Annotated in this window: 18 protein-coding genes; 8 read left to right on the top strand and 10 right to left on the bottom strand. The window is 77.8% G+C overall.

Annotation, left to right across the window (positions count from 1 at the left end):
- Positions 1-15 precede the first annotated feature (15 nt).
- Positions 16-975 carry a helix-turn-helix transcriptional regulator gene (locus ACYQBY_RS16235; protein WP_459644908.1) on the top strand — a complete coding sequence of 320 codons (960 nt, stop codon included), beginning with the start codon at positions 16-18 and terminating at the stop codon, positions 973-975.
- Positions 976-982: 7 nt separating this feature from the next.
- On the opposite strand, the gene ACYQBY_RS16240 is transcribed toward ACYQBY_RS16235, so the two are convergent.
- Positions 983-1,879: a ribokinase gene (locus tag ACYQBY_RS16240; protein ID WP_459644909.1), complete on the bottom strand. Its 897-nt coding sequence runs from the start codon at positions 1,877-1,879 to the stop codon at positions 983-985.
- Positions 1,880-2,011: 132 nt separating this feature from the next.
- On the opposite strand from ACYQBY_RS16240, the gene ACYQBY_RS16245 reads away from it, so the two are divergent.
- Entirely contained in the window at positions 2,012-3,067 is a 1,056-nt protein-coding gene (locus ACYQBY_RS16245) for an ATP-dependent DNA ligase (protein ID WP_459645110.1), read from the top strand.
- A 12-nt stretch (positions 3,068-3,079) separates the two neighbouring features.
- On the opposite strand, the gene ACYQBY_RS16250 is transcribed toward ACYQBY_RS16245, so the two are convergent.
- Positions 3,080-4,987, bottom strand: a complete 1,908-nt coding sequence (locus ACYQBY_RS16250) for a serine/threonine-protein kinase (protein WP_459644910.1) — start codon at positions 4,985-4,987, stop codon at positions 3,080-3,082.
- A gap of 131 nt (positions 4,988-5,118) precedes the next feature.
- Between ACYQBY_RS16250 and ligD the strand changes: the two genes are divergently transcribed.
- The 3 genes from ligD to ACYQBY_RS16265 are packed head-to-tail and all read left to right on the top strand — an operon-like array spanning position 5,119 to position 7,635.
- Positions 5,119-6,135, top strand: a complete 1,017-nt coding sequence (gene ligD, locus ACYQBY_RS16255) for a non-homologous end-joining DNA ligase (RefSeq protein ID WP_459644911.1) — start codon at positions 5,119-5,121, stop codon at positions 6,133-6,135.
- Between the two features lie 38 nt (positions 6,136-6,173).
- On the top strand, positions 6,174-7,031 hold the full coding sequence (locus tag ACYQBY_RS16260; RefSeq protein WP_459644912.1) for an alpha/beta fold hydrolase: 858 nt from the start codon (positions 6,174-6,176) through the stop codon (positions 7,029-7,031).
- Positions 7,024-7,635, top strand: a complete 612-nt coding sequence (locus tag ACYQBY_RS16265; protein WP_459644913.1) for a TetR-like C-terminal domain-containing protein — start codon at positions 7,024-7,026, stop codon at positions 7,633-7,635. The genes ACYQBY_RS16260 and ACYQBY_RS16265 overlap by 8 nt, the downstream gene beginning before the upstream one ends.
- Before the next feature lie 69 nt (positions 7,636-7,704).
- Here the strand turns inward: ACYQBY_RS16265 and ACYQBY_RS16270 are convergent, their stop codons facing one another.
- Together ACYQBY_RS16270 and ACYQBY_RS16275 are read right to left on the bottom strand one after the other, a co-directional pair.
- Positions 7,705-8,676 (bottom strand): CARDB domain-containing protein, encoded by a 972-nt coding sequence (locus tag ACYQBY_RS16270; RefSeq protein ID WP_459644914.1) that lies wholly within the window; start codon positions 8,674-8,676, stop codon positions 7,705-7,707.
- Between the two features lie 132 nt (positions 8,677-8,808).
- Entirely contained in the window at positions 8,809-10,068 is a 1,260-nt protein-coding gene (locus ACYQBY_RS16275; RefSeq protein ID WP_459644915.1) for a benzoate/H(+) symporter BenE family transporter, read from the bottom strand.
- Between the two features lie 55 nt (positions 10,069-10,123).
- On the opposite strand from ACYQBY_RS16275, the gene ACYQBY_RS16280 reads away from it, so the two are divergent.
- The 3 genes from ACYQBY_RS16280 (at position 10,124) to ACYQBY_RS16290 (ending at position 13,115) form a co-directional block, all read left to right on the top strand.
- Positions 10,124-11,527, top strand: a complete 1,404-nt coding sequence (locus ACYQBY_RS16280; RefSeq protein ID WP_459644916.1) for an aminotransferase-like domain-containing protein — start codon at positions 10,124-10,126, stop codon at positions 11,525-11,527.
- 30 nt (positions 11,528-11,557) lie between these two features.
- Positions 11,558-12,076 (top strand): GtrA family protein, encoded by a 519-nt coding sequence (locus ACYQBY_RS16285; protein ID WP_459644917.1) that lies wholly within the window; start codon positions 11,558-11,560, stop codon positions 12,074-12,076.
- Positions 12,077-12,191: 115 nt separating this feature from the next.
- Complete coding sequence (locus ACYQBY_RS16290; RefSeq protein ID WP_459644918.1) at positions 12,192-13,115, top strand: hypothetical protein; 924 nt, start codon at positions 12,192-12,194, stop codon at positions 13,113-13,115.
- 52 nt (positions 13,116-13,167) lie between these two features.
- Here ACYQBY_RS16290 and ACYQBY_RS16295 read toward each other — a convergent pair whose 3' ends face one another.
- The 6 genes from ACYQBY_RS16295 to menD all read right to left on the bottom strand — a co-directional run bounded on the left by ACYQBY_RS16295 (position 13,168) and on the right by menD (position 20,061).
- Positions 13,168-14,211 (bottom strand): polyprenyl synthetase family protein, encoded by a 1,044-nt coding sequence (locus ACYQBY_RS16295; protein ID WP_459644919.1) that lies wholly within the window; start codon positions 14,209-14,211, stop codon positions 13,168-13,170.
- Positions 14,208-15,530, bottom strand: coding sequence for a geranylgeranyl reductase family protein (locus ACYQBY_RS16300; protein WP_459645111.1), 1,323 nt, complete (start codon positions 15,528-15,530; stop codon positions 14,208-14,210). The genes ACYQBY_RS16295 and ACYQBY_RS16300 overlap by 4 nt, the downstream gene beginning before the upstream one ends.
- A 144-nt stretch (positions 15,531-15,674) precedes the next feature.
- A complete protein-coding gene (locus ACYQBY_RS16305) occupies positions 15,675-16,850 on the bottom strand; it encodes a zinc-dependent alcohol dehydrogenase (RefSeq protein ID WP_459644920.1) in 1,176 nt (391 codons plus the stop codon).
- Positions 16,847-17,341, bottom strand: coding sequence for a hypothetical protein (locus ACYQBY_RS16310; RefSeq protein WP_459644921.1), 495 nt, complete (start codon positions 17,339-17,341; stop codon positions 16,847-16,849). Before ACYQBY_RS16310 ends, ACYQBY_RS16305 begins: the two co-directional genes overlap by 4 nt.
- 228 nt (positions 17,342-17,569) lie before the next feature.
- Entirely contained in the window at positions 17,570-18,277 is a 708-nt protein-coding gene (locus tag ACYQBY_RS16315; protein WP_459644922.1) for a demethylmenaquinone methyltransferase, read from the bottom strand.
- A gap of 62 nt (positions 18,278-18,339) precedes the next feature.
- Positions 18,340-20,061 (bottom strand): 2-succinyl-5-enolpyruvyl-6-hydroxy-3-cyclohexene-1-carboxylic-acid synthase, encoded by a 1,722-nt coding sequence (gene menD / locus ACYQBY_RS16320; protein ID WP_459644923.1) that lies wholly within the window; start codon positions 20,059-20,061, stop codon positions 18,340-18,342.
- Positions 20,062-20,076: the final 15 nt, after the last annotated feature.

The raw sequence follows: 20,076 nt of genomic DNA on the forward strand, positions 1-20,076 counted from the left end.
GAGGAGACTTCCGGTGTGGCCGACACGAGCTCCCGCACCCTGCGCCTGCTGTCGCTGCTGCAGTCGCGGCGCTACTGGTCCGGCTCCGACCTCGCCGGGCGGCTGGAGGTCTCCGTGCGCACCCTGCGCCGCGACGTGGACCGCCTGCGCACCCTCGGCTACCCGGTCGAGGCGCAGCGCGGCGTGGACGGCGGCTACCAGCTCGCCCCGGGCGCGGCACTGCCTCCCCTGGTGCTCGACGACGAGGAGGCCGTCGCGCTCGCCGTCGGGCTGCAGTCCGCGACCTCGGCGCCCGTCGAGGGCATCGCGGAGTCCTCGCTGCGCGCCCTGACCAAGGTCGTGCAGGTGATGCCGCCGCGGCTGCGGCACCGGGTGGAGGCGCTGCGCTCGGTGACCGTGCCGCAGGCGCCCGGCCAGGACCCGGGCGTGGCGCCTGAGGCGCTCACCACGGTCGCCCTGGCCTGCCGCGACCACGAGCGCCTGCGGTTCGGCTACGCCGGTGGCGGCCTGGCCGAGCGGCACGTCGAACCGCACCGCCTCGTGCCGCTGGGCCGGCGCTGGTACCTCGTCGCCTACGACCTCGACCGCGGGGACTGGCGCAGCTTCCGCCTGGACCGCCTCACCGGGCCCTCGCGCACGGGAGCCCGCTTCGCGCCGCGGCAGCTGCCCGCGAAGGACGCCGCGGAGTTCGTCAGCGCCGGGCTGCAGGGGATGCGGCGCCCACGGCCCGTCGAGGTGCTGGTCGCCGCGCCCGCAGCCGTGGCGCGCGAGCGGATCGGCCGCTGGGCGCACGTGGAGGAGCGCGACGGCGGCTGCCTGGTGCGGATGCAGGCGGACGACCTGAACTGGGCGGCGTTCGCCCTCGGCGTCCTCGACGAGGAGTTCACGGTGCTCTCGCCCCCGGAGCTGCGCGCGCACCTGGACGGCTGGGCGGGCAGGTTCCTGCGCGGGACGCAGGGCCCCCCGGCGTCCTGAGCCGCTCCTAGCGGACCCCGGCCAGGGCGGCCCCGACCGCGGCGGCGTCCGGGTAGGAGTCGTGCGTGCCGGGCCGGCGCACCGACAGGGACGCCGCCGCCACCGCCCACGGCACGGCCCGCGCCAGGTCCTCGCCGCGGGCCAGCCGCGCGGCGAGCGCACCCACGGCCGCGTCCCCGGCGCCGGTGCTGTCCACCACGTCCACGCGCGGCGCCGGTGCGCTGCCGCGCCGCCCGTCCGCGGTGGCCCACGCGGCGCCGGCGGCCCCCAGGGTGACGAGCACCGATCGGGCACCGGCCGCCAGCACCGCCGCGGTCCCGGCGGCCACGTCGTCCTCACCGCTGACGTCGCGCAGCTCGTGCTCGTTGACGACGAGCGGGTCGCACACCGCGAGCACCTCGGGCGGCACGGGGGCCGAGGGGGCGGCGTTGAGCACGACCCGCCCCCGCGCCGCGAGCGCCGCCTCGCGCACGAGGGAGCCGGGGACCTCCAGCTGCAGGACCAGCACGGCCGCGTCGCGCACCGCGTCGAGGTCGGGGCCGACGCCGCCGGGCCAGGCGTGGTTGGCGCCGCGGTCCAGCACGATGACGTTCTCGCCCCGCGCGGTGGTGATGTAGGCGGTGCCGCTGGCGACCCCCGGCACGGCCCGCACCCGCGCCAGTCCCAGGCCCGCGCGGGCCAGCGCCTCGCGCAAGAACACCCCGGCCTCGTCCTCGCCGGTGCGGGCGAGCAGGGCGACGTCCGCGCCGCAGCGGTGCGCCGCGACCGCCTGGTTGGCGCCCTTGCCCCCGGCCTGCAGCCGCACCACCGCGGCCGTGAGCGTCTCCCCCGGCCGCGGCAGCCGGGGGACCTCCGCGACCACGTCCCGGTTGACCGACCCCAGCACCACGACCCCGCCCGCCACGCGCCCTCCCCGCCGTCCGCCCGTCCCGGGCGCCAGCGTCGCAGCAGGGCGGGCCCCGCGCCACGACGCGCCCCGGTGGGCGGCCTCGCACGGTGTCGCACGGTGTCGCACGGCACGGGCAGCATGGGCGCCATGGACCTGCCCGTGCAGCCCCCCGTCCAGCCGATGCTGGCCCGCGCCGCGAAGGCGCTGCCGGAGCAGCCGCCGGGCGCCGCGCCGCGGTGGTCCTACGAGCCGAAGTGGGACGGCTTCCGCTGCATCGTCTTCCGCGACGGGAACGAGGTGCTGCTCGGCTCGCGCGGCTCCAAGCCGCTGACCCGCTACTTCCCCGAGGTCGTGGCGGCGGCCCTGCGGGAGCTGCCCGCCCGCGTCGTCCTCGACGGGGAGCTGTTCGTGACCGCCCCCGGCGCCCAGCGGCTGGACTGGGACGCGCTGTCGCAGCGCATCCACCCCGCCGCGAGCCGCGTCGCGCTGCTCGCGGAGCAGACCCCCGCCCGGTTCGTGGCGTTCGACCTGCTCGCGTGCGGCGAGGAGGACCTCACCGCGCGGCCCTTCGCCGAGCGCCGGGCCCGGCTGGAGGCCCTCGTCACCGGCGGTGGGCCGACCTTCTGGGTCACCACCGCCACGACCGACGCCGCCCGCGCCGCTGACTGGTTCGAGCGCTTCGAGGGCGCCGGCCTGGACGGGGTGGTGGCCAAACCCCTGGACGGTGCGTACGCGCCCGGGCAGCGGACGATGACGAAGGTGAAGCACCTGCGCACCGCGGACTGCGTCGTCATGGGGTACCGCCCGCACAAGAGCGTGGACGGGATCGGCTCGCTGCTGCTCGGCCTCTACGACGGCGGTGAGCTGCAGATGGTGGGCGGCGCGTCGGCGTTCACGGCCGTGCGGCGGCGCGAGCTCCTGGCGCAGCTGCAGGAGCACCGGGTGGGGCCGGACGTCACGGCCGCGGGTGAGCCGAACCGCTGGCACCGCCGGGAGGACGACTCCTGGGTGCCGCTGCGCCCGGAGCTGGTGGCCGAGGTGTCCTACGACCAGATGGAGGGCGAGCGGTTCCGGCACGCCGCCCAGTTCCTGCGCTGGCGGCCCGACCGGGAGGCGTTGCAGTGCACCAGGGAACAGCTCGACGTCCCCGCGCGGTACGACCTGGCCGACGTGCTGTCCGGGGCGGCGGGCGCCCGGGGCTGACCGGCGGCCGGGTCAGCCGCCGGCCGGGGTGAACGTGGCCGCCAGGTCGTCGAACAGCTCCCGCTCCTGCGGCCAGCTCGCGTGCGGCGCCGACCAGTACAGCGCGTAGGCGCGGTCCGGGCCGGTGATGAGGTTCCGGTCGAGGACGTGCACCCGGCCGTCCCGGCCGTGCCGGAACTCCAGGTCGGCGGCGTCCTCGGCGTAGCCGACGTCCACCCGCTCCAGCCGGACGCGCCGGTACCCGTCCAGCCGCTCGGCGATGGCCGGCTCGACCGCCTCCCAGTCGGCCAGCGCGTCGGGTTCCGGGTCGTCGGTCTGGTCCACCAGGAGGTAGCGGGAGGAGTCCGGATCGCGCAGGTACACGCGCGAACCCTTCCGCTCGGTGCTCCACCCCGCGGGCACGCCGATGCTGAAGCCGCTGTCGTCGGTGTGGCGCTCCCAGCCGGCGGGCAGGCCCGCGGCCCCCTCCTGGCGGGGTCGCTGCGCGTCCGCGGTCGGGGAGCCGGACCCGCGGGAGCCGGTCGCCGGCTCCCCGCCGTCCCGTTCCCCCTCCTCCGCCTTCTCCACCGCCTCCTCGGCCCTCTCCGCCTCCTCCTCCTGCGCCTTCCCGGCCTCCTCCCGCGACTTCGCGGCCTCCTCCTGCGCCTTCCCACCGGTCGCGGCCGGCTCCTGCGCCTTCCCACCGGTCGCGGCCGGGTCCTGCGCCCCGGGAGCGGCGCCGCCCGGCGCTGCGGCCTGCCCGTCCGGGTCCGCGGGAGCCGCCGGTGCGCTCGCCGACGCGCCCCCCGCGGGTGCGGCGCCGGGGTCGTCCGGGCCCTGCTGCAGCAGGACGGCGAGCGCGCCGGCGCCCAGCGCGCCGGCCAGCACCAGCGGCACGACGGCGCGCGGGCGGCGGGGGGCGGAGGCCGCCGGGTCCTGCTGCACCCGCCCCTGCACCCGCCCCTGCGCCCGCTGCCGCACCTGCGCCAGCGGCAGCGGCTGCGTGGAGGAGGCGGAGGGCGCACCGGCCGCAGCCCCCGCGGCGACGGCTGCGGCGTGCGGTGACGCAGGTCCGGGCAGAGGTCCGGGCAGAGGTCCGGGCACCGTGCGCGCCGACCGGCCCCGCACGGCGTGCTGCAGGACGGGGCGCACCTGCGCGGAGGTCATCCGCTGCGCGGGGTCCTTGCGCAGCAGGCCCTCCACGGCGGGCCGCAGCTCCCCGGCGCGCGGGCACGGCGGCACCTCCTCGGAGACCACCGCGGTGAGGGTCGCGAGGGCGTCCCCCCGCTCGAAGGGCGGGTGGCCCTGCACCGCCGCGAAGAGCAGCGCGCCGAGACCCCACAGGTCCGAGGCCGGGCCGGCCGGTGCCCCGCGGGCGCGCTCGGGGGCCAGGTAGGCCGGTGAGCCGAGGACCGTCCCCGTGCGGGTGATCGACGTCTCCCCCACCGCCTGGGCGATGCCGAAGTCCGCCAGCACGACCCGCCCACCCGGTCCCCACAGGACGTTGGCGGGCTTGACGTCCCGGTGCAGCACCCCGGCCGCGTGGGCGGCGTCCAGGGCGTCGAGGACGCCGAGCCCGACGGCGGCCGCCTCCGCCGGGGGCAGCGGCCCCTCCTCGCGCAGGACGTCGGCCAGGGTCCGCGGCGGCAGGCGCTCCATGACGATCCACGTGCGCCGGCCCTCCTCGACGACGTCGAAGACGGTCATCACCGACGGCGAGGCCACGGCCGCGGCCGCCCGCGCCTCCCGGCGGGTGCGCTCGACGAGGAGGTCGCGCTCCTCGTCGGACAGGCCCACGGGCGGCAGCACCTCCTTCACGGCGACGGGGCGCCGCAGCACCTCGTCCCTGCCGTCCCACACGGTCCCCATGCCGCCGCTGCCCAGGGGCGCGGTGAGCCGGTACCGGCCCCCCACGAGGCGCTGCTCCCCTGTGCTCGTCACGCCCCGATGCAAGCACCGCCGGGCGCGGGCCGCACCCTCGCGTCCCCGCTGCCGGTGTGGGCGGTGGGCGGCAGCATGGTCCGCGCGGGCCCCGCCGGACCCGTCGCGTCCCGACCGGGAGGAGCCCCGAGATGGCCAGGTCCGCAGCGGAGGAGATCGACGTCGACGGGGTCGCGGTGCGCGTCACCAGCCCGGACAAGCAGTACTTCCCGGCGCTGGGCGGGGCGGGCACGAAGCGCGCGGTGCTGGAGTACTACCGCGCCGTCGCCCCCGCCCTGCTCGAGGCGGTGCGGGACCGGCCCACCTACCTGCAGCGGTTCCCCGACGGCATCGAGGGCGAGGAGGTCTACCAGAAGCGCGTCCCCGCCCACGCCCCGGAGTTCGTGCGGCGCTGCGAGGTCACGTTCCCCTCCGGCCGCAGCGCCGAGGCCCTGCGGCCGGACTCGGCGGCCGCGCTGGTGTGGGCGGCGCAGCAGGCCACGATCACCTTCCACCCCTGGCACGCACGCTGCCCCGACGTGGACCACCCGGACGAGCTGCGCGTGGACCTCGACCCCCAGCCGGGCACGGGTTTCGGTGAGGCGCGCACGGTGGCGCTGGAGCACCTGCGCCCGCTGCTGGCGGAGCTCGGCCACACGGGGTGGCCGAAGACCAGCGGTGGCCGCGGGCTGCACGTGTTCGTGCGCATCGAGCCGCGCTGGACGTTCACCGAGGTCCGCCGGGCCGCGATCGCCCTGGCGCGGGAGGTGGAGCGCCGCGCGGGCGGGCTGGTCACGACGGCGTGGTGGAAGGAGCAGCGCGGTGCGCAGATCTTCGTGGACTACAACCAGAACGCCCGCGACCGCACCATCGCCAGCGCCTGGTCGTTGCGCCGCACGGCCCGGGCGACGGTCTCGGCGCCGGTGACGTGGGAGGAGCTGGTGGACGTGGACCCGGACGACCTGACGATCGCGACCGTGCCGGCGCGGCTGGCGGAGGTCGGCGACGTGTGGGCCGGTCGGGACGGCGCGGAGCACTCGCTGGAGCCGCTGCTGGAGCTCGCCGACCGCGACGAGGCCGGCGGGCTGGGCGACCTGCCCTACCCGCCGAACTACCCGAAGATGCCGGGTGAGCCGAAGCGGGTGCAGCCGTCGAAGGCGAGGGGCTGAGCCCGCCCGGGGTGGCCCGGCGGGTCGGGACGGCGCCCTTGACGGTACTGGCTAATACAATTAGCTTTGGGGTCGTGGAAACTCCTGGAACCCTCTCCCGCCGGCTGCGGCGCCCCGGCGGCCGTCTGGCCTACGACGTGCGCGGCAGCGGCCCGCTGCTCGTGTGCGTCCCCGGCATGGGCGACCTGCGCGGCACGTTCCGCCACCTCGTCCCCGCGCTGGTGGAGGCCGGGTACCGGGTGGCCACCGTCGACCTGCGCGGGCACGGCGGGTCCGACACCACCTTCGACGCCTACGACGCGCAGGCGGCGGCGGGCGACGTCGAGGCGCTCGTCGCCGAGCTCGGCGGGCCCGCGGTCCTCGTCGGGAACTCGCTCGGCGCGAGCGTCGCGGCCCTCGTCGCGGCCCGCTCCCCGCAGGACGTCAGCGCCCTCGTCCTGTGCGGGCCGTTCCTGCGCGACCCCCAGCTCCCGGCCCCCGCGCGCCTGGCGTTCCGCGTGCTGACCGGCGGGCCGTGGGCGGCCGCCGCCTGGCGCGCCTGGCTGCCGAGGCTCTACGCGGGGCGGGTCCCGGCGGACCACGACGCGTACCTGCGGGAGGTGTCCGCGAACCTGCGCGAACCCGCCCGCCGCCGCGCGTTCAGCCGCACCACCCGCACCTCCCACCGCGAGACGGAGGCGTCGCTGGGTGCCGTCCGCGCCCCCGCCCTCGTCGTGGTGGGCGCGCTCGACCCGGACTTCCCCGACCCCGCGGCGGAGGCGCGCTGGGCCGCCGGCGCCCTGGGCGGCACGGCGCTGCTGGTGGAGGAGGCCGGCCACTACCCGGCCGCGCAGCGCCCCGACGTCGTCGCCCCCGCGGTGGTGGAGTTCCTCGCGACCCTGGACGCCCGTGCCTAGGGCGGGGCTGAACCGGGAGGTCGTCGTGGCCCACGCCGCCGCCGTGGCCGACGAGACCGGCCTGGAGCGGCTGACCCTGGCGGCGGTCGCCGGGCGCGCCGGGGTCCGCCTGCCCAGCCTCTACAAGCACGTCGCGGGCCTGGACGCGCTGCACTCCCACCTCGCGGCGGCGGCCTGCGCGGAACTGGCGGCGGAACTCGCCGCGGCCCTTCCGGGCGGACCCGGCGGGGACGGCACCGACTCCTCCCGCGACACCCTGCTGCGGACGGCCCTGGCGTACCGCTCCTGGGCGCTGCGCCGCCCCGGCGCGTACGCGGCGACGCTCCGGGCACCCGAGGGGTCGGACCCGGAGCACACCGCCGCCGCCGGGCGCCTGCTCGACGTCGTGCTGACGGCGCTGTCGGGGTACGGGCTCGACGACGACGATGCGGTGGACGCGGTGCGCGGCCTGCGGGCCCTGCTGCACGGTTTCGTCAGCCTGGAGCTCGCCGGGGGTTTCGCGCTGCCACAGGACACCGGCGCCACCTTCCGGCGGCTCGTGGACTCCTACGCCGACACCCTGGCGTCCTGGGGCACCACACCGGGACGCGACCGCACCCGCTGACCCGCACGGGACCCTCCGGTGCCGGCGCGGGTGGGGAACCCGCCCCCGTGCGGGTTACCCACCCGCACGTCACACGCCCGCGGCGTCGAAGTCGACCGGGACCGTCGTGCTCGACACCAGCGCGCCGCCGGAGGTCCACTCGCCCGTGATGACGAACCGCTTCGTCGTCAGGGACTTCGCCTGGAACCGGGTGAAGGCGGCGCTGGAGCCCGCCGGGCAGGTGATCGTGTCCAGCGCGCCGTAGTTCCACCGCGCGATCGGCCCGAAGAACGAGATGCCCTTCGAGACCACCTGCGTGGGCGCCGCGTTCGCGGGCACCGTCACCAGGCCGTCGGTCCCCCAGGAACCGGCACCCGGGGTGTAGCCCTCGCTGCCCACCGTGGTGTCGAACAGGAACCGCTCGGTGCCCTGCACCAGCGTCCCCGGTGTCCCGGGCTCCGGGCTCGCCGGGGGCTTGAGGCAGCCCGCGTGGACCGAACCCTTCAGCGAGCTGGCCAGTCCGGTGAGCACCGGGTGGGCGCCCGCCGTGGAGGCGACGGCGACCGACGAGCCGTTCACCATGCGGACCCGCGACGACAGCGCGGGGGCCGCCGGAGCGGCGGCCACGTCCAGCGGCCGGGAGAACAGGTTGTTGTTCTCGTTCGACTCCGCCATGCGCTTGGCGTCGTCGACGTGCGCGGTGATGCTCCGCCTGCCCTGCACCGCGTTCCACGTCGACCCCGCGGGCCCGCCGACGGCCTTCAGCGTGACGGAGGCCCCGGGCGCGAGCGAGGCGGTGGAATTGTCGGACCACGTCCGCAGCACCCCGTCGACCTGGAAACCCACCCCGTGGACGACACCGGCGGGCGTGGGCGCGGTGCCCTGGTTGCGGACGGTGGCGGTGAACGTGACCGGCTGTCCGGCCACCGGGTTCGCGGGCGTCCAGCCGACGGCCGTGACGACCAGGTCGGGCTGTGCCGCGGCCTGGGCCGAGCCCGCGCAGGTGAGCGCGGCGGCGGACGCGACGGTGACTGCGAGCGCCAGAGAACGGCGACGCTTCATGGTTCCCCCCATGTGTGGTCGGGCGCACCCCCCCAGGTGCGCGCGCACCCTCCCGAGTGCGCGTTACTCACAGTAAACCTGTCACCCGTTCGGAGCAAGGAAACTCCCGACCGCGGGTCGCGCTGCGACGGATCAGCGCACCGCGGTCGCACCGGTGGCACGGGAACCGTCGTCCGCGGGCGCGTCGCGGACCTGCCGGGCCGGGGCCGGGCCGGGTTCCCGGACCGGCTGCGGGGTCCGGTCCGCCGGCAGCACCAGCCAGACCACGACGCCCGCGAGCAGTCCCCAGAACGCGCTCGCGACCCCCAGCACCACGACCCCCGACGCGGCGACCGCGACGGTCACCACCGCCGCCGTGCCGGTGGCCGGGTCCGCGTCCAGCGACCCGCGCAGCGCACCCGACAGCGGGCCCAGCAGCGCGGTCGCCGCCAGCGCCACCACCAGCGGCTGCGGCAGGGCCGTGAACACCGCCACCAGCCCCGCCCCGAACACCGCGACCGCGAGGTTGCCCAGGCCGCACACCACCCCGGCCACGTAGCGGCGGGCCGGGTCCGGGTGCGCGTCCGGGCCCGTGCAGATCGCCGCCGACAGCGCCGCCAGGTTCGTCGCGTGCCCGCCGAACGGCGTCAGCAGCGCCGACACCAGCGACGTGGAGCCCACCAGCAGGCGGTCGTCGGGGCGGTACCCGGACGAGCGCAGCACCGCCAGGCCCGGCGCGTTCTGGCCGGCCATCGTCACCAGGAACAGCGGCAGCCCGATCGCCAGCAGCGCCGAGGCGTCGAACGTCGGCGTCGTCCACACCGGCCTGGTCACCTCCCAGGAGCCGGCCACCCCCGCCAGGGAACCGGTGAGGGCGGCCGCGAGGGTGCCGCCGAGCAGCGCGAGCAGGACCGCGTAGCGCTCGGCCAGCCGGCGCCCGGCGAGGAAGCAGGCGACGGTGACGCCCGCCACGAGGGGCGCGGCGGCCACGGCGCCCGCGCCCCTCGCCACGAACGGCAGGAGCACCCCGGCCAGCAGGGCCGACAGCAGCGCCTGCGGCACCAGCGCGAGCAGCCGCCCGAACCAGCCGGTCAGGCCCAGCACGGCCGCCGCGAGGCTCGCGGCGAGGTAGGCGCCGACGGCGTCGGAGAAGCGGTGCTGCCCGAGCGATGCCAGCAGGAGCGCGGCCCCGGGGGTGGAGAAGGACCCCACGACCGGGGTGCGGGTCACCAGGCTCAGCACCAGACCGGACAGGCCGCTGCCCAGGGCCAGGGCCCACACCCACGAGGCGGTGGTGGCCGCGTCCAGCCCCGCCACCTGCGCCCCCTGCACCACGAGGGCGAAGGGACCGGAGTAGGAGACGGCCACCGCGACGAGCCCGGCGACCACCGCGGCCGGCGAGACGTCCCGCACCGACCGACGCGGTACCGGTTCCGGCATCGTGCGGGTAGCGCTACTGTCCAGCTTCATGAACGACGGTAGCAGGAGTGCGCAGATCGCCGCCGAGCTCACCACCCGGCTGCGCGGCGCCCCCGCCGGGCAGGCGCTGCCGTCCTCGCGCGAGCTGCGCGCGGAGTTCGCCGCGGGCCCCGGCACCGTCGCCCGGGCCCTCGCCTCCCTCGCCGCCGCCGGGCTGGTGCGCACCGAGCCCGGCCGCGGCGCCTACGTCCTGCCCCGGCCCGTGCGGCGCGAGCCCGACCCGTCCTGGCAGGCCGTCGCCCTCGGTGAGCCCCGCATCGACGCCGGCCGCACCACCGCGCTCGACCCCGGACACACCCCCGGCGCCGTGCCCCTCTCGTGGGGCTACCTCGCCCCCGAGCTGCAGCCGCGCCGGGAGCTGCAGGCCGCCGCCGCCCGCACCGGCCGGCGCGGCGACGCGTGGGACACCGCCCCCAGCGCCGGGATCCCCGGGCTGCGCCGCCTGCTGGCCTCCGCCGTGCACGCCGACCCCGCCGAGGTCCTCGTCGTCCCCGGCGGGCAGGCCGCGCTGTCCGTCGTGCTGCGGACCATCGGCACCCCCGGCTCCCCGCTGCTCGTGGAGGACCCCACCTACCCCGGAGCCATCGCCGCCGCGCAGGCCGCGGCCATGACACCCGTCCCCGTGCCCACCGACGCCGAGGGCGTGCGCGCCGACCTCCTCGACGACCTCCTCGCCCGCACCGGCGCGCGCCTGGTCTACCTGCAGCCCACCTACGCCAACCCCACGGGCACCGTCACCAGCGCCGCGCGCCGCCGCGCCGTCCTGGACGCCGCCGCCCGGCACCACGCCTTCGTCGTGGAGGACGACTGGGCCCGGCACCTGTCCCTGGACGGTGCCGCACCGGCCCCCCTGCTCGCCGACGACCCCGACGGGCACGTCGTGCACATCACGTCGCTGTCCAAGCCCGCCGCGCCCAGCCTGCGCATCGGGGCGCTCGTCGCCCGCGGCCCCGCCCTGGAGCGGCTGCGCGCGGCCCGCACCGCCGACGACCTGTTCGTGCCGCGACCGCTGCAGGAGACCGCCGCGGAACTGCTCGCCGCGCCCGGCTGGCCCCGCCACCTCGCCCGGCTGCGCACCGCGCTCCAGCGCCGCCGCGACCTGCTCGCCGCGCGGCTGGCCGCCGCCGCACCGGAGGTCTGCCTGCCGCCCCCGCCGCGCGGCGGCCTGCACCTGTGGGTCCGCCTGCCCGCCGCGCTGGACAGCTCCGCCGTCACCCGCGCCGCCCGCGCCGACGGGGTGGTCGTCGGGGACGGCCGCGGCTACTTCGCCCGCGAGGCCCCCGCCCCCCACCTGCGGCTCAGCTTCGGCGCCGTGGCCGAGGACCAGATCCCCGGCGCCGTGGAGGTCCTCGCCCGGCACCTGCGGGAGGGTCCCGCCGGCCCCGAGGTGTGATCAAGGACGCGACGGGGCACTCCCTCCCCGATGCAGCGATCGTGGACGACCCCCGGACCTGCGGCGTCGGCGCGCAGGCGCCTGGGCGCCGCGGTCACCCTGCCCTGCCCCCGCAGCACCGGCGGGCCCGGCGGCGGGCGCCGCGACCCCGGCCGCCGGCGCCGCCCCGGCCTGACCCGCGAGGCGCTGGGCTTCGTCCTCGTCGGCGCCGTGACGACCGGCGCCTACCTCGGGCTCCTGCTGGTGCTGGAGCCCCTCATCGGCAGCTACCCCGCCAACATCCTGTCCGTGCTGGTGACCTCCGTGTGGAACACCGCGTGGAACCGGAGCCTGAGCTTCGGCGTGCACGGCAGGCGCGACGTGGGCCGCCACCAGCTCCAGGGCCTGTTCACGTGCCTGCTGTCGATGGCCCTGACCAGCGGCTGCATCGCGCTCGCCGAGGGCAGCGGCATGGACCCGTGGCTGCGCAGCGCGGTGCTCGTCGCCGCCAACGCCGGCGCCGGCATCCTGCACTTCCTGCTGCTGAAGGTGTGGGTCTTCTCCCGCTGAGGCCCCCGCGGCGTCGCCGGCGCGACGGGGCACGACCTGCCGCGGGGCGCCGACCTCGGTAGGTTCGCCGCGGCGGGTACCGCGACGGGCGGCGCCCACGGGGACGGGAGGGCACGTGACGGCGGCCCTGCTGGCGGCGATCGGCGCCTCCACCGGGTATGCGCTCGCCGCGATCCTGCAGGCGGTGGCCGTGCGCCACCACGGCGCCGGTGCGGCGGCCCTGGCCCGCTCCCCCTGGTACCTGCTGGCGCTGGTCGGCGACGGGGCGGCGTGGTTGCTCTCCCTCGTGGCGCTCAAGCGCCTGCCGCTGTTCGCGGTGCAGTCCATCCTCGCCGGCTCCCTGGCCCTGACCGTGGTGCTGGCACGCCTCGTGCTGGGCAGCCGGCTGCGCCGCATCGACGCCGTGGCGGTGGCCGTGATGGTGTGCTCCCTGGCCGCGGTGGGCGGGGCCGGGCACGAGCAGCGCGCCAGCGCTCTCGGCCTGCCGGGCACCGTGGGGCTGGCGGTGGTGATCGGGGTCCTCGCTGTCGCCTACGTCTGCGCCGGGATCGTCGAGCGCCGCCCCGGCGGGCGCAGCCTGCCCGGGTGGGCGTACGCGGTCGTGGCGGGCCTGGCGTTCTCCAGCGCCGCCGTCGCCGCCCGCGCCCTGCACGCCGAGCGGCCCGGCGCCCCGCCCGGCTCCGGCCCGAACGGGCCTCCCGGCGGGCACGGGCCACCGGGAAACGGCCCGCCCCTGCCGGAGCTGCTGAGCGACCCGCTGGTGTGGCTCGTGGTCGTCGCCGGGGTGCTCGGCATCCGCGCCTACGCCGCGGCGATGCACCACGGCGGCGTGGGCCGGGCCGCCGCGATGCTCTGGGGCGTGGAGGTCGTGGCCTCCGCCCTCGCGGGTCTGCTGCTGCTCGGCGACCGCGTGCGGGAGGGGTGGGAGCCGACGGCGTTCCTGGGGGTCCTCGGGGTGCTCGTGGCCGCGGTGGTGCTGGCGCTGTCCCCGGGTGAGCGGGCCACGGAGGAGGGGCACCCGCTGCCCCCGCCCCTGTGAGCGGCCCGGCTCAGGCCGACCCGGCCGGGGCCGGCACCCGCGCGGTGCCGGCTCAGGCCACCCGGTCCGCCACCGAGTCGGCGTAGGTCGCCAGCGCCCGCGCCGCCGCGGACTCCGGCAGCGGCGCCAGCTCCTCGCGGGCGCGCTGCGCCCACCGGCGGGCGGCGTCGCGCGCCGCCGCGGTGGCGGGGTGGGCGCGCAGCAGGGCGACGGCCTCGGCGAGCACGTCGTCGTCGTCCAGGCGCCCGGAGTCGAGCACGTCGACGACCCGGCGGGCCGCCGCGTCCCCCGCGGCGGCGGCCTGCCGCGCCAGCAGCACCGGCAGGGTGGGCACCCCCTCGCGCAGGTCCGTGCCGGGGCGCTTGCCCGACTCGGCGACCTCGCTCGTCAGGTCCAGCACGTCGTCCGCGAGCTGGAACGCCACCCCGACGTCCTCGCCGTAGCGGACCAGCACGTCGACCGTCGCGGCGTCGGCGCCGGCGAACAGGGCGCCGAAGCGGCCGGCGGTGGCGATGAGGGAGGCCGTCTTGTCCGACAGCACCCGCAGGTAGTGCCGCACCGGGTCCTCGTCGGGACGCGGGCCCACCGTCTCGTGCAGCTGCCCCAGGCACAGCCGCTCGAACGTGGACGCCTGGATGCGCACCGCCTCCGGCCCCAGGTCCGCCACGAGGTTCGAGGCGCGGGCGAACAGCAGGTCGCCGGTGAGGATGGCGACGTTGTTGCCCCAGATCTGGTGGGCGGCCGGCGCACCCCGCCGCGTGGGGGCGGAGTCCATGACGTCGTCGTGGTACAGCGAGGCCAGGTGCGTCAGCTCCACCACGACGGCGGCCTCCACCACCCGCGGGTCCGCGGGGTGGTCCCCGAGGTGGGCGGCCAGCAGCGTCAGCATGGGCCGCACCCGCTTGCCGCCGGCCTCCACGAGGTGGCGGGAGGCGGAGTCGGCGAGGGCGTCGGTGCTGGCGACGGCCTCCCGCAGCCGCGCCTCCACCACCTCCAGGCCGCGCCGCAGCGACGGCTCCAGGTCCGCGTCGGCCGTGGGCAGCCCGCCGGCGGTGGGGCCGGCCGGCACCCGCGCCTGCAGCTGGTGGCGGCTCATGCGGCCGGCGCCAGTCGCGTCAGGGCGGCGAGGACCCGGTCGGCCGCGTCGCCGCCGCGGGGCTCGCCGAGGTTGGCGAGGAGCTTCACGACCAGCTTCATGACCCCCGCGCGGGGCAGGCCGAAGCGGGTGGCCACGCGCATGACCTCCGGATGGCCGATGAGCAGTACGAACACACGTCCCAGGGTGTAGTACGCGCCGAGGTCCGCGCGAACCGCGTCGGGGTAGCCCTGCAGGACCCGCTCCCGCGAGCGGTCGCCGGGGGCGTCCAGGGCGGCGTCGACGACGTCGGCGGCCATCCGCCCGGACTGCATGGCGTAGGCGATGCCCTCGCCGTTGAACGGGTTCACCATGCCGCCCGCGTCGCCGACGAGGACGAGGCCGCGGCTGTAGAGCGGGGTGCGGTTGAACGCCATCGGCAGGGCCGCCCCGCGCACGGGCCCGACCTGCTCCTCCGGGGTGAAGCCCCACTCCGGCGGCATGCTGCTCAGCCAGCGCCGCAGCAGCTCCCGGTAGTCGACGCGGCCCGCTCCGGCGGTGGAGTCCAGCACGCCGAGCCCGACGTTGCTGGTGCCGTCGCCCACCCCGAACACCCAGCCGTAGCCCGGCAGCAGGTCCTCCCGGCCCTCCTCGCGCAGCTCCAGCCAGCTCTCCATCCAGTCGTCGTGCGTGCGGGGGCTGCGGAAGTAGGTGCGCACGGCCACACCGAGGGGGCGGTCCTCGCGCTTGCGGATGCCCAGGGCCAGGGCCATCCGCCCGGAGACGCCGTCGGCGGCGACCACGACGGGGGCGCGCAGGGTGCGCTCGGGACCGGTGCGGCGCCCGGCGTCGTCGACGTCGCGCACGCTCACCCCGACGACGTGGCCGGTGCGCTCGTCCAGCACCGGGCCGGTCACCGCGGTGCGCTCCAGCACCTGCGCGCCGCGGCCGCGCGCGTGCCGGACCAGGGCCGCGTCGAAGCCCATCCGGGTGTGCACGAAACCGTGACCGGGGAACTCGGCGAGTTCCGGCCAGGGCACCTCCATCCGCACGCCGCCGCCGATGAGCCGCAGGCCCCGGTTGGGCAGCCACCCCTCCTCGCGGGGGGTCGGCACGCCGAGGAGGTCCAGCTCCCGCACGGCGCGCGGGGTGAGGCCGTCGCCGCACACCTTCTCGCGCGGGAAGGACGTCTTCTCGCACACCACGACGCGGCGGCCGGTGCCCGCCAGGTACGCGGCGGCGGTGCTGCCCGCAGGGCCGGCACCGACCACGATCACGTCGGCGTCGCGCCCGTCCCCGCGTGCGGGAGCGGTGGGGGGATCCACCAGCGCCTGCGCCATGTCCTCGCCGCCTCCCGCCCGCACGGGGTCCTCCGCGGGCACTTCGTGAATTGCTTCACGAGCGAGTCTAGGGCTCCGGCGGGGTTCCTGCCGTGCCCGCGGGCGTGAGCGCCGTCACCGCGCCCACCGCGGCCGCCCGGGGTCTCACAGCGCCGGGTCGAACACCGCCCGCACGCAGCCGTCCTCCTTCTCCTTGAACATGCGGTAGCCCTCCGGGGCGCGCTCCAGCGGCATCACGTGGGTGGCGAGGTGGTCGGTGGTGATCTCCCCGCGCGCGATGCGGTCCAGCAGCATCGGCGCGTAGCGCTGCCCGTGCATCTGCGCACCGCGCAGCGTGAGGCCCTTGTTCATCAGCGCCCCGAGCGGGAACTTGTCCATCAGCGCGGCGAAGACGCCGAGGACGAAGACCGTGCCGCCCTTGCGGCAGGACATGACCGCCTCGCGCACGGGCGCCCCGCGCTCGGTCTGCAGGCGCAGCTGCTGCTTCACCTGGTCGTAGGCCCCCTGGACGCCCTGCGCGTGCGCCTCCATGCCCACGGCCTCGATGCACACGTCGGGCCCGCGCCCACCCGACAGCTCCCGCAGCTCCCCGAGGACGTCCACGTCGGTGTAGTCCAGGACCTCCGCGCCGATGACGTCCCGGGCCTGGGCGAGGCGCTCGGGGAGCCGGTCGACCACGACCACGCGGGCGGCGCCGAGCAGCATCGCGGCGCGGGCGGCCATCTGCCCCACGGCCCCGGCCCCCCACACGGCGACCACGTCACCCGGCTTCACCCCGCCGAGGTCGGCGCCCATCCAGCCGGTGGACACCGCGTCGGACACGAACAGCGCCGAGAGGTCGGGGATCCCCTCCGGGACCGGGAAGGCACCGACGTCGGCGTAGGGGACGCGGACGTACTCGGCGTGGGCACCGGCGTAGCCGCCGACGGCCTGGGAGTACCCGAAACAGCCGCCGGGCGACTGCCCCCAGGTGGCCTCGGTGATGCCGGGGTTCACGTTGCCGTTGTCGCAGAGGGAGAACAGCTCCTCCCGGCAGTACCAGCACTTCCCGCAGGCGATGAACGAGGTGACGACGACCCGGTCGCCCACGGCGTGCTTGCGCACGGCCCTGCCGACCTCGACGACCTCGCCCATGAACTCGTGGCCCATGACGTCCCCGGAGCGCACGAACGGGATGTACCCGCCGAGCAGGTGCAGGTCCGAGCCGCAGGCGGTGCTGAGGCGCACCTTGAGGATGACGTCGTGGTCGTTGAGGATCTGCGGGTCCCGCACGTCCTCGACCCGCAGGTCGTTCACCCCGTTCCAGCACAGCGCCCTCACAGCGCACCCTCCCCCTGCGAGCGGTGGACGACGGCGTCGAGCAGCGCCCCGGTGGGGGTCGCCTTCCGCGTGCCCTCCGGCTGCGGGTCCCGGCGCAGGATCTCGCCCACCTCCAGCAGCATCTTCGACTCGCGCAGCGCGGTGCGGACCGCCCGGCGCGCGTCCTGCTCGCCGGGCAGGGCGGCGCCGGGGCGCAGCCGGGCGGCCAGCTCGGTGCCGCGGTCGCCGGGCGCGAGGCGGGTCTCGACCTCCACGGCGTCGCCGAGGTCCGCCAGCGGCTGCGGCCGGGCCCCGCCGGGCAGGACCTCCCCGGGGGCGCGCAGGACGGTGACGACCTGCCAGCGGTGGAGGTCCTGCGGGGTGCCGGGGCCGAGGGAGCGGGCGGCGTCGACGACCGCGCCGGCCACCGCCCTCGTCGCGGCCCTGGTCGAGGTCACGACCCGCTGCACGGGACCCTCGCGGCCCTGCTCGTCGTCCGTCTCGGGTGGCACGGGAACCTCCGCGGTCGGCGCGCCCGGGACGGGGCGCGGGTCGACCTCACCCTCGCCCCGGGCGCTCCTGGCGGCAACCGGAGGTGGACGCGGGATGCCGCTCCCCCCCGCCCGTCTCCGGGTCCGGGCGCTCCCGGGTGGCCCCGCTCCCGCCCGTCTCCGGGTCCGGGCGCTCCCGCGGTGCCTTCAGACCGCCCGAACCCGGAGAAGGGCGGGCGGGCGGGGGCGTCAGGCGCGGCGGCCCCGGTGCAGGGCCACGATGCCGCCGGAGAGGTTGCGCCAGGCGACGTCGGACCAGCCCGCGACCCGGACCCGGGCGGCGAGGGCGGCCTGGTCGGGCCAGGCGCGGATGGACTCGGCGAGGTAGTCGTAGGCGTCGGGGTGGGAGCTGAAACGCCGCGCCACGACGGGCAGCGCGCGCACGAGGTACTCCCGGTAGAGCGTGCGGAACGGCACCAGGACCGGGGTGGAGAACTCCGCGACGACGAGGCGCCCGCCGGGGCGGGTGACGCGGGCCAGCTCGCGCAGGGCCGCGTCGGGGTCGACGACGTTGCGCAGGCCGAAGGAGATCGTCACCGCGTCGAAGGTGGCGTCCGCGAAGGGCAGGCGGGTGCCGTCACCGGCGACGAAGGGCAGGTCGGGGCGGCGGCGCTTGCCGACGCGGAGCATCCCCAGGGAGAAGTCGCACGGCACGGCGTGCACCCCGGCGTCGGCGAAGGGCTCGGTGGAGGTGCCGGTGCCCGCGGCGAGGTCGAGGACGCGCTCACCGGGGCGGGCGTCGACGGCGCGCACGACGGCGCGGCGCCAGCGCCGGTCCTGCCCCAGGGAGAGCAGGTCGTTGGTGAGGTCGTAGCGCTCGGCGACGTCGTCGAACATGGCCGACACCTCGTCGGGGCGCTTGCCGAGGTCGGCCCGGACGGGCTCGGGGGTGCTCACCCGCCGATGGTGGCAGGCGACCGGCGCGGTGGCGCGCACCCCCGCCACCTCAGCCCGCCAGCTCAGCCCTCCACGGCGGCGCGCACCGCCTCCGCGATGCGGCGCTGCACCGGGCGCACCCGCGCGCGGTCCACCCGCACCTCCACCACGCTCGTGCCCGGCGGCGGGTCCGCCAGCGCCGCGGGCAGCTCCCCCACCCCCAGGAGCCGGTGCGGGACCCCGTACCCGCGGCACAGGGCCGCCACGTCGGCCCCGTGCGGGGTGCCGAACACCCGCTCGAACACCTCCCGGGGTGCGGCGTCGGCGTGCTCCAGCACCTCGAAGATCCCGCCGCCGTCGTCGTTGACGAGCACCACCTGCAGGTGCGCCCGCGCCTCCCCGGGACCCACCAGCAGGCCGTTGACGTCGTGCAGGAACGCCAGGTCCCCCACGAGCAGCCGGGTCGGCCCGCCGCGCGCCAGCGCCACCCCGGACGCCGTGGACAGCGTCCCGTCGATCCCGGCCAGGCCCCGGTTGGCGAACACCGGCACCGGCAGCTCACCGCCGGCCAGGTCCAGGTCCCGCACGGGGTTGCTGGCCGCCACCACCAGGGCGGCGCCATCGCGCCGGGACGCCGCGGCGACCGCGCGGGCCACGAGCTGCCCGGTGGCGACGCCCTCGGCCGCCAGTGCGTCCAGCACGCCGTCGACGGCGCGCTGCGCGGCGCCCCCCGCGCCCGTCCACCCCGCGAGCCACTCCGCCTCCCCCGCACCGGGTCCCGCGTCCGGGGCCACCGTCGCGGCCGGCAGCACCCGCGAGGCGCGGAAACCCGCGTCCGGCCAGGCACCGCCCGGGGAGACGACCACGACCTCCACGTCGGCGCGCGCCAGCAGCCGCGACACCGGCCGCGACAGGGTGGCCCGGCCGAACACCACGACCCGCTCGGTGCGCCCGCCGAGGTGCGGCACGTCCAGCAGCAGCCGGTAGGGCCCCACGGCGCCGGCGGTGCGCGAGCCGGACCCGGGCTCGGCGAGCAGCGGCCAGCCGGCCGAGCGCGCCAGCGCCGCGGCGCCCGGGCCCGCGCCGTCCCCGGCGAGCACGACGGTGCGCGGGCCGCGCGGCAGGGGCACGGGGAGGGCCGCGGACGCGGGCGCCACCTCCGGCAGGCCCGCCGTGCCCAGGAGGTCCCCGTCCCCGCTGTTCCCGCCGTCCCCACCGGCCCGGCCGTCGCCGTCCGGCACGAGCGGCTCGCGGAACGCCAGGTTCGCGTGCGCCGGCCCGGGGTCGCCGCTGCGGGTGCCGCGCGCCGCCGCCACCAGCCGCGCCAGCGACGAGCGCCACGCCGCGGCCTGCCCCGCGCGCAGCTCCGCCGCCGGCACGTCCAGCGCCAGGCGCACCGCCCGCCCGAACACGGCGGCCTGCACGTCGCTCGTCTGGTTCGCGCCGGTGCCGCGCAGCTCGTGGGGGCGGTCCGCCGTGAGCACCAGCAGCGGCACCCCCGCCGAGTGCGCCTCCAGCACCGCGGGGTGCAGGTTCGCCACCGCCGTGCCGCTCGTCGTCACCACGGCCGCCAGCCCGCCGCCGGGCCCCTCCGCCGACAGGGCCCGGGCCAGGCCCAGCGCGCAGAACGCGGCGCTGCGCTCGTCGACGCGCACGTGCAGGCGCAGCCGCCCGGCGGCCTCCGCGGCGGCCAGGGCGTACGCCAGCGGGGCGCTGCGGGAGCCGGGGCACAGGACCACCGCGCGCACGCCGAGACGCACCAGGGTGTCGACGACGACCGTCGCCAGCGCCGTCGAGGGGTTCACCGCTGCAGTCTGCCC

The sequence above is a fragment of the Kineococcus anabasis genome (assembly GCF_054590795.1).

Excerpts from the sequence above, each read along its gene's own strand:
- ACYQBY_RS16280 (WP_459644916.1), top strand. The coding sequence starts at position 10,124 with ATGAACGACGGTAGCAGGAGTGCGCAGATCGCCGCCGAGCTCACCACC.
- ACYQBY_RS16300 (WP_459645111.1), bottom strand. The coding sequence starts at position 15,530 with ATGGCGCAGGCGCTGGTGGATCCCCCCACCGCTCCCGCACGCGGGGAC.
- ligD (WP_459644911.1), top strand. The coding sequence starts at position 5,119 with ATGGCCAGGTCCGCAGCGGAGGAGATCGACGTCGACGGGGTCGCGGTG.
- ACYQBY_RS16270 (WP_459644914.1), bottom strand. The coding sequence starts at position 8,676 with ATGAAGCGTCGCCGTTCTCTGGCGCTCGCAGTCACCGTCGCGTCCGCC.
- ACYQBY_RS16285 (WP_459644917.1), top strand. The coding sequence starts at position 11,558 with ATGCAGCGATCGTGGACGACCCCCGGACCTGCGGCGTCGGCGCGCAGG.
- ACYQBY_RS16245 (WP_459645110.1), top strand. The coding sequence starts at position 2,012 with ATGGACCTGCCCGTGCAGCCCCCCGTCCAGCCGATGCTGGCCCGCGCC.
- ACYQBY_RS16295 (WP_459644919.1), bottom strand. The coding sequence starts at position 14,211 with ATGAGCCGCCACCAGCTGCAGGCGCGGGTGCCGGCCGGCCCCACCGCC.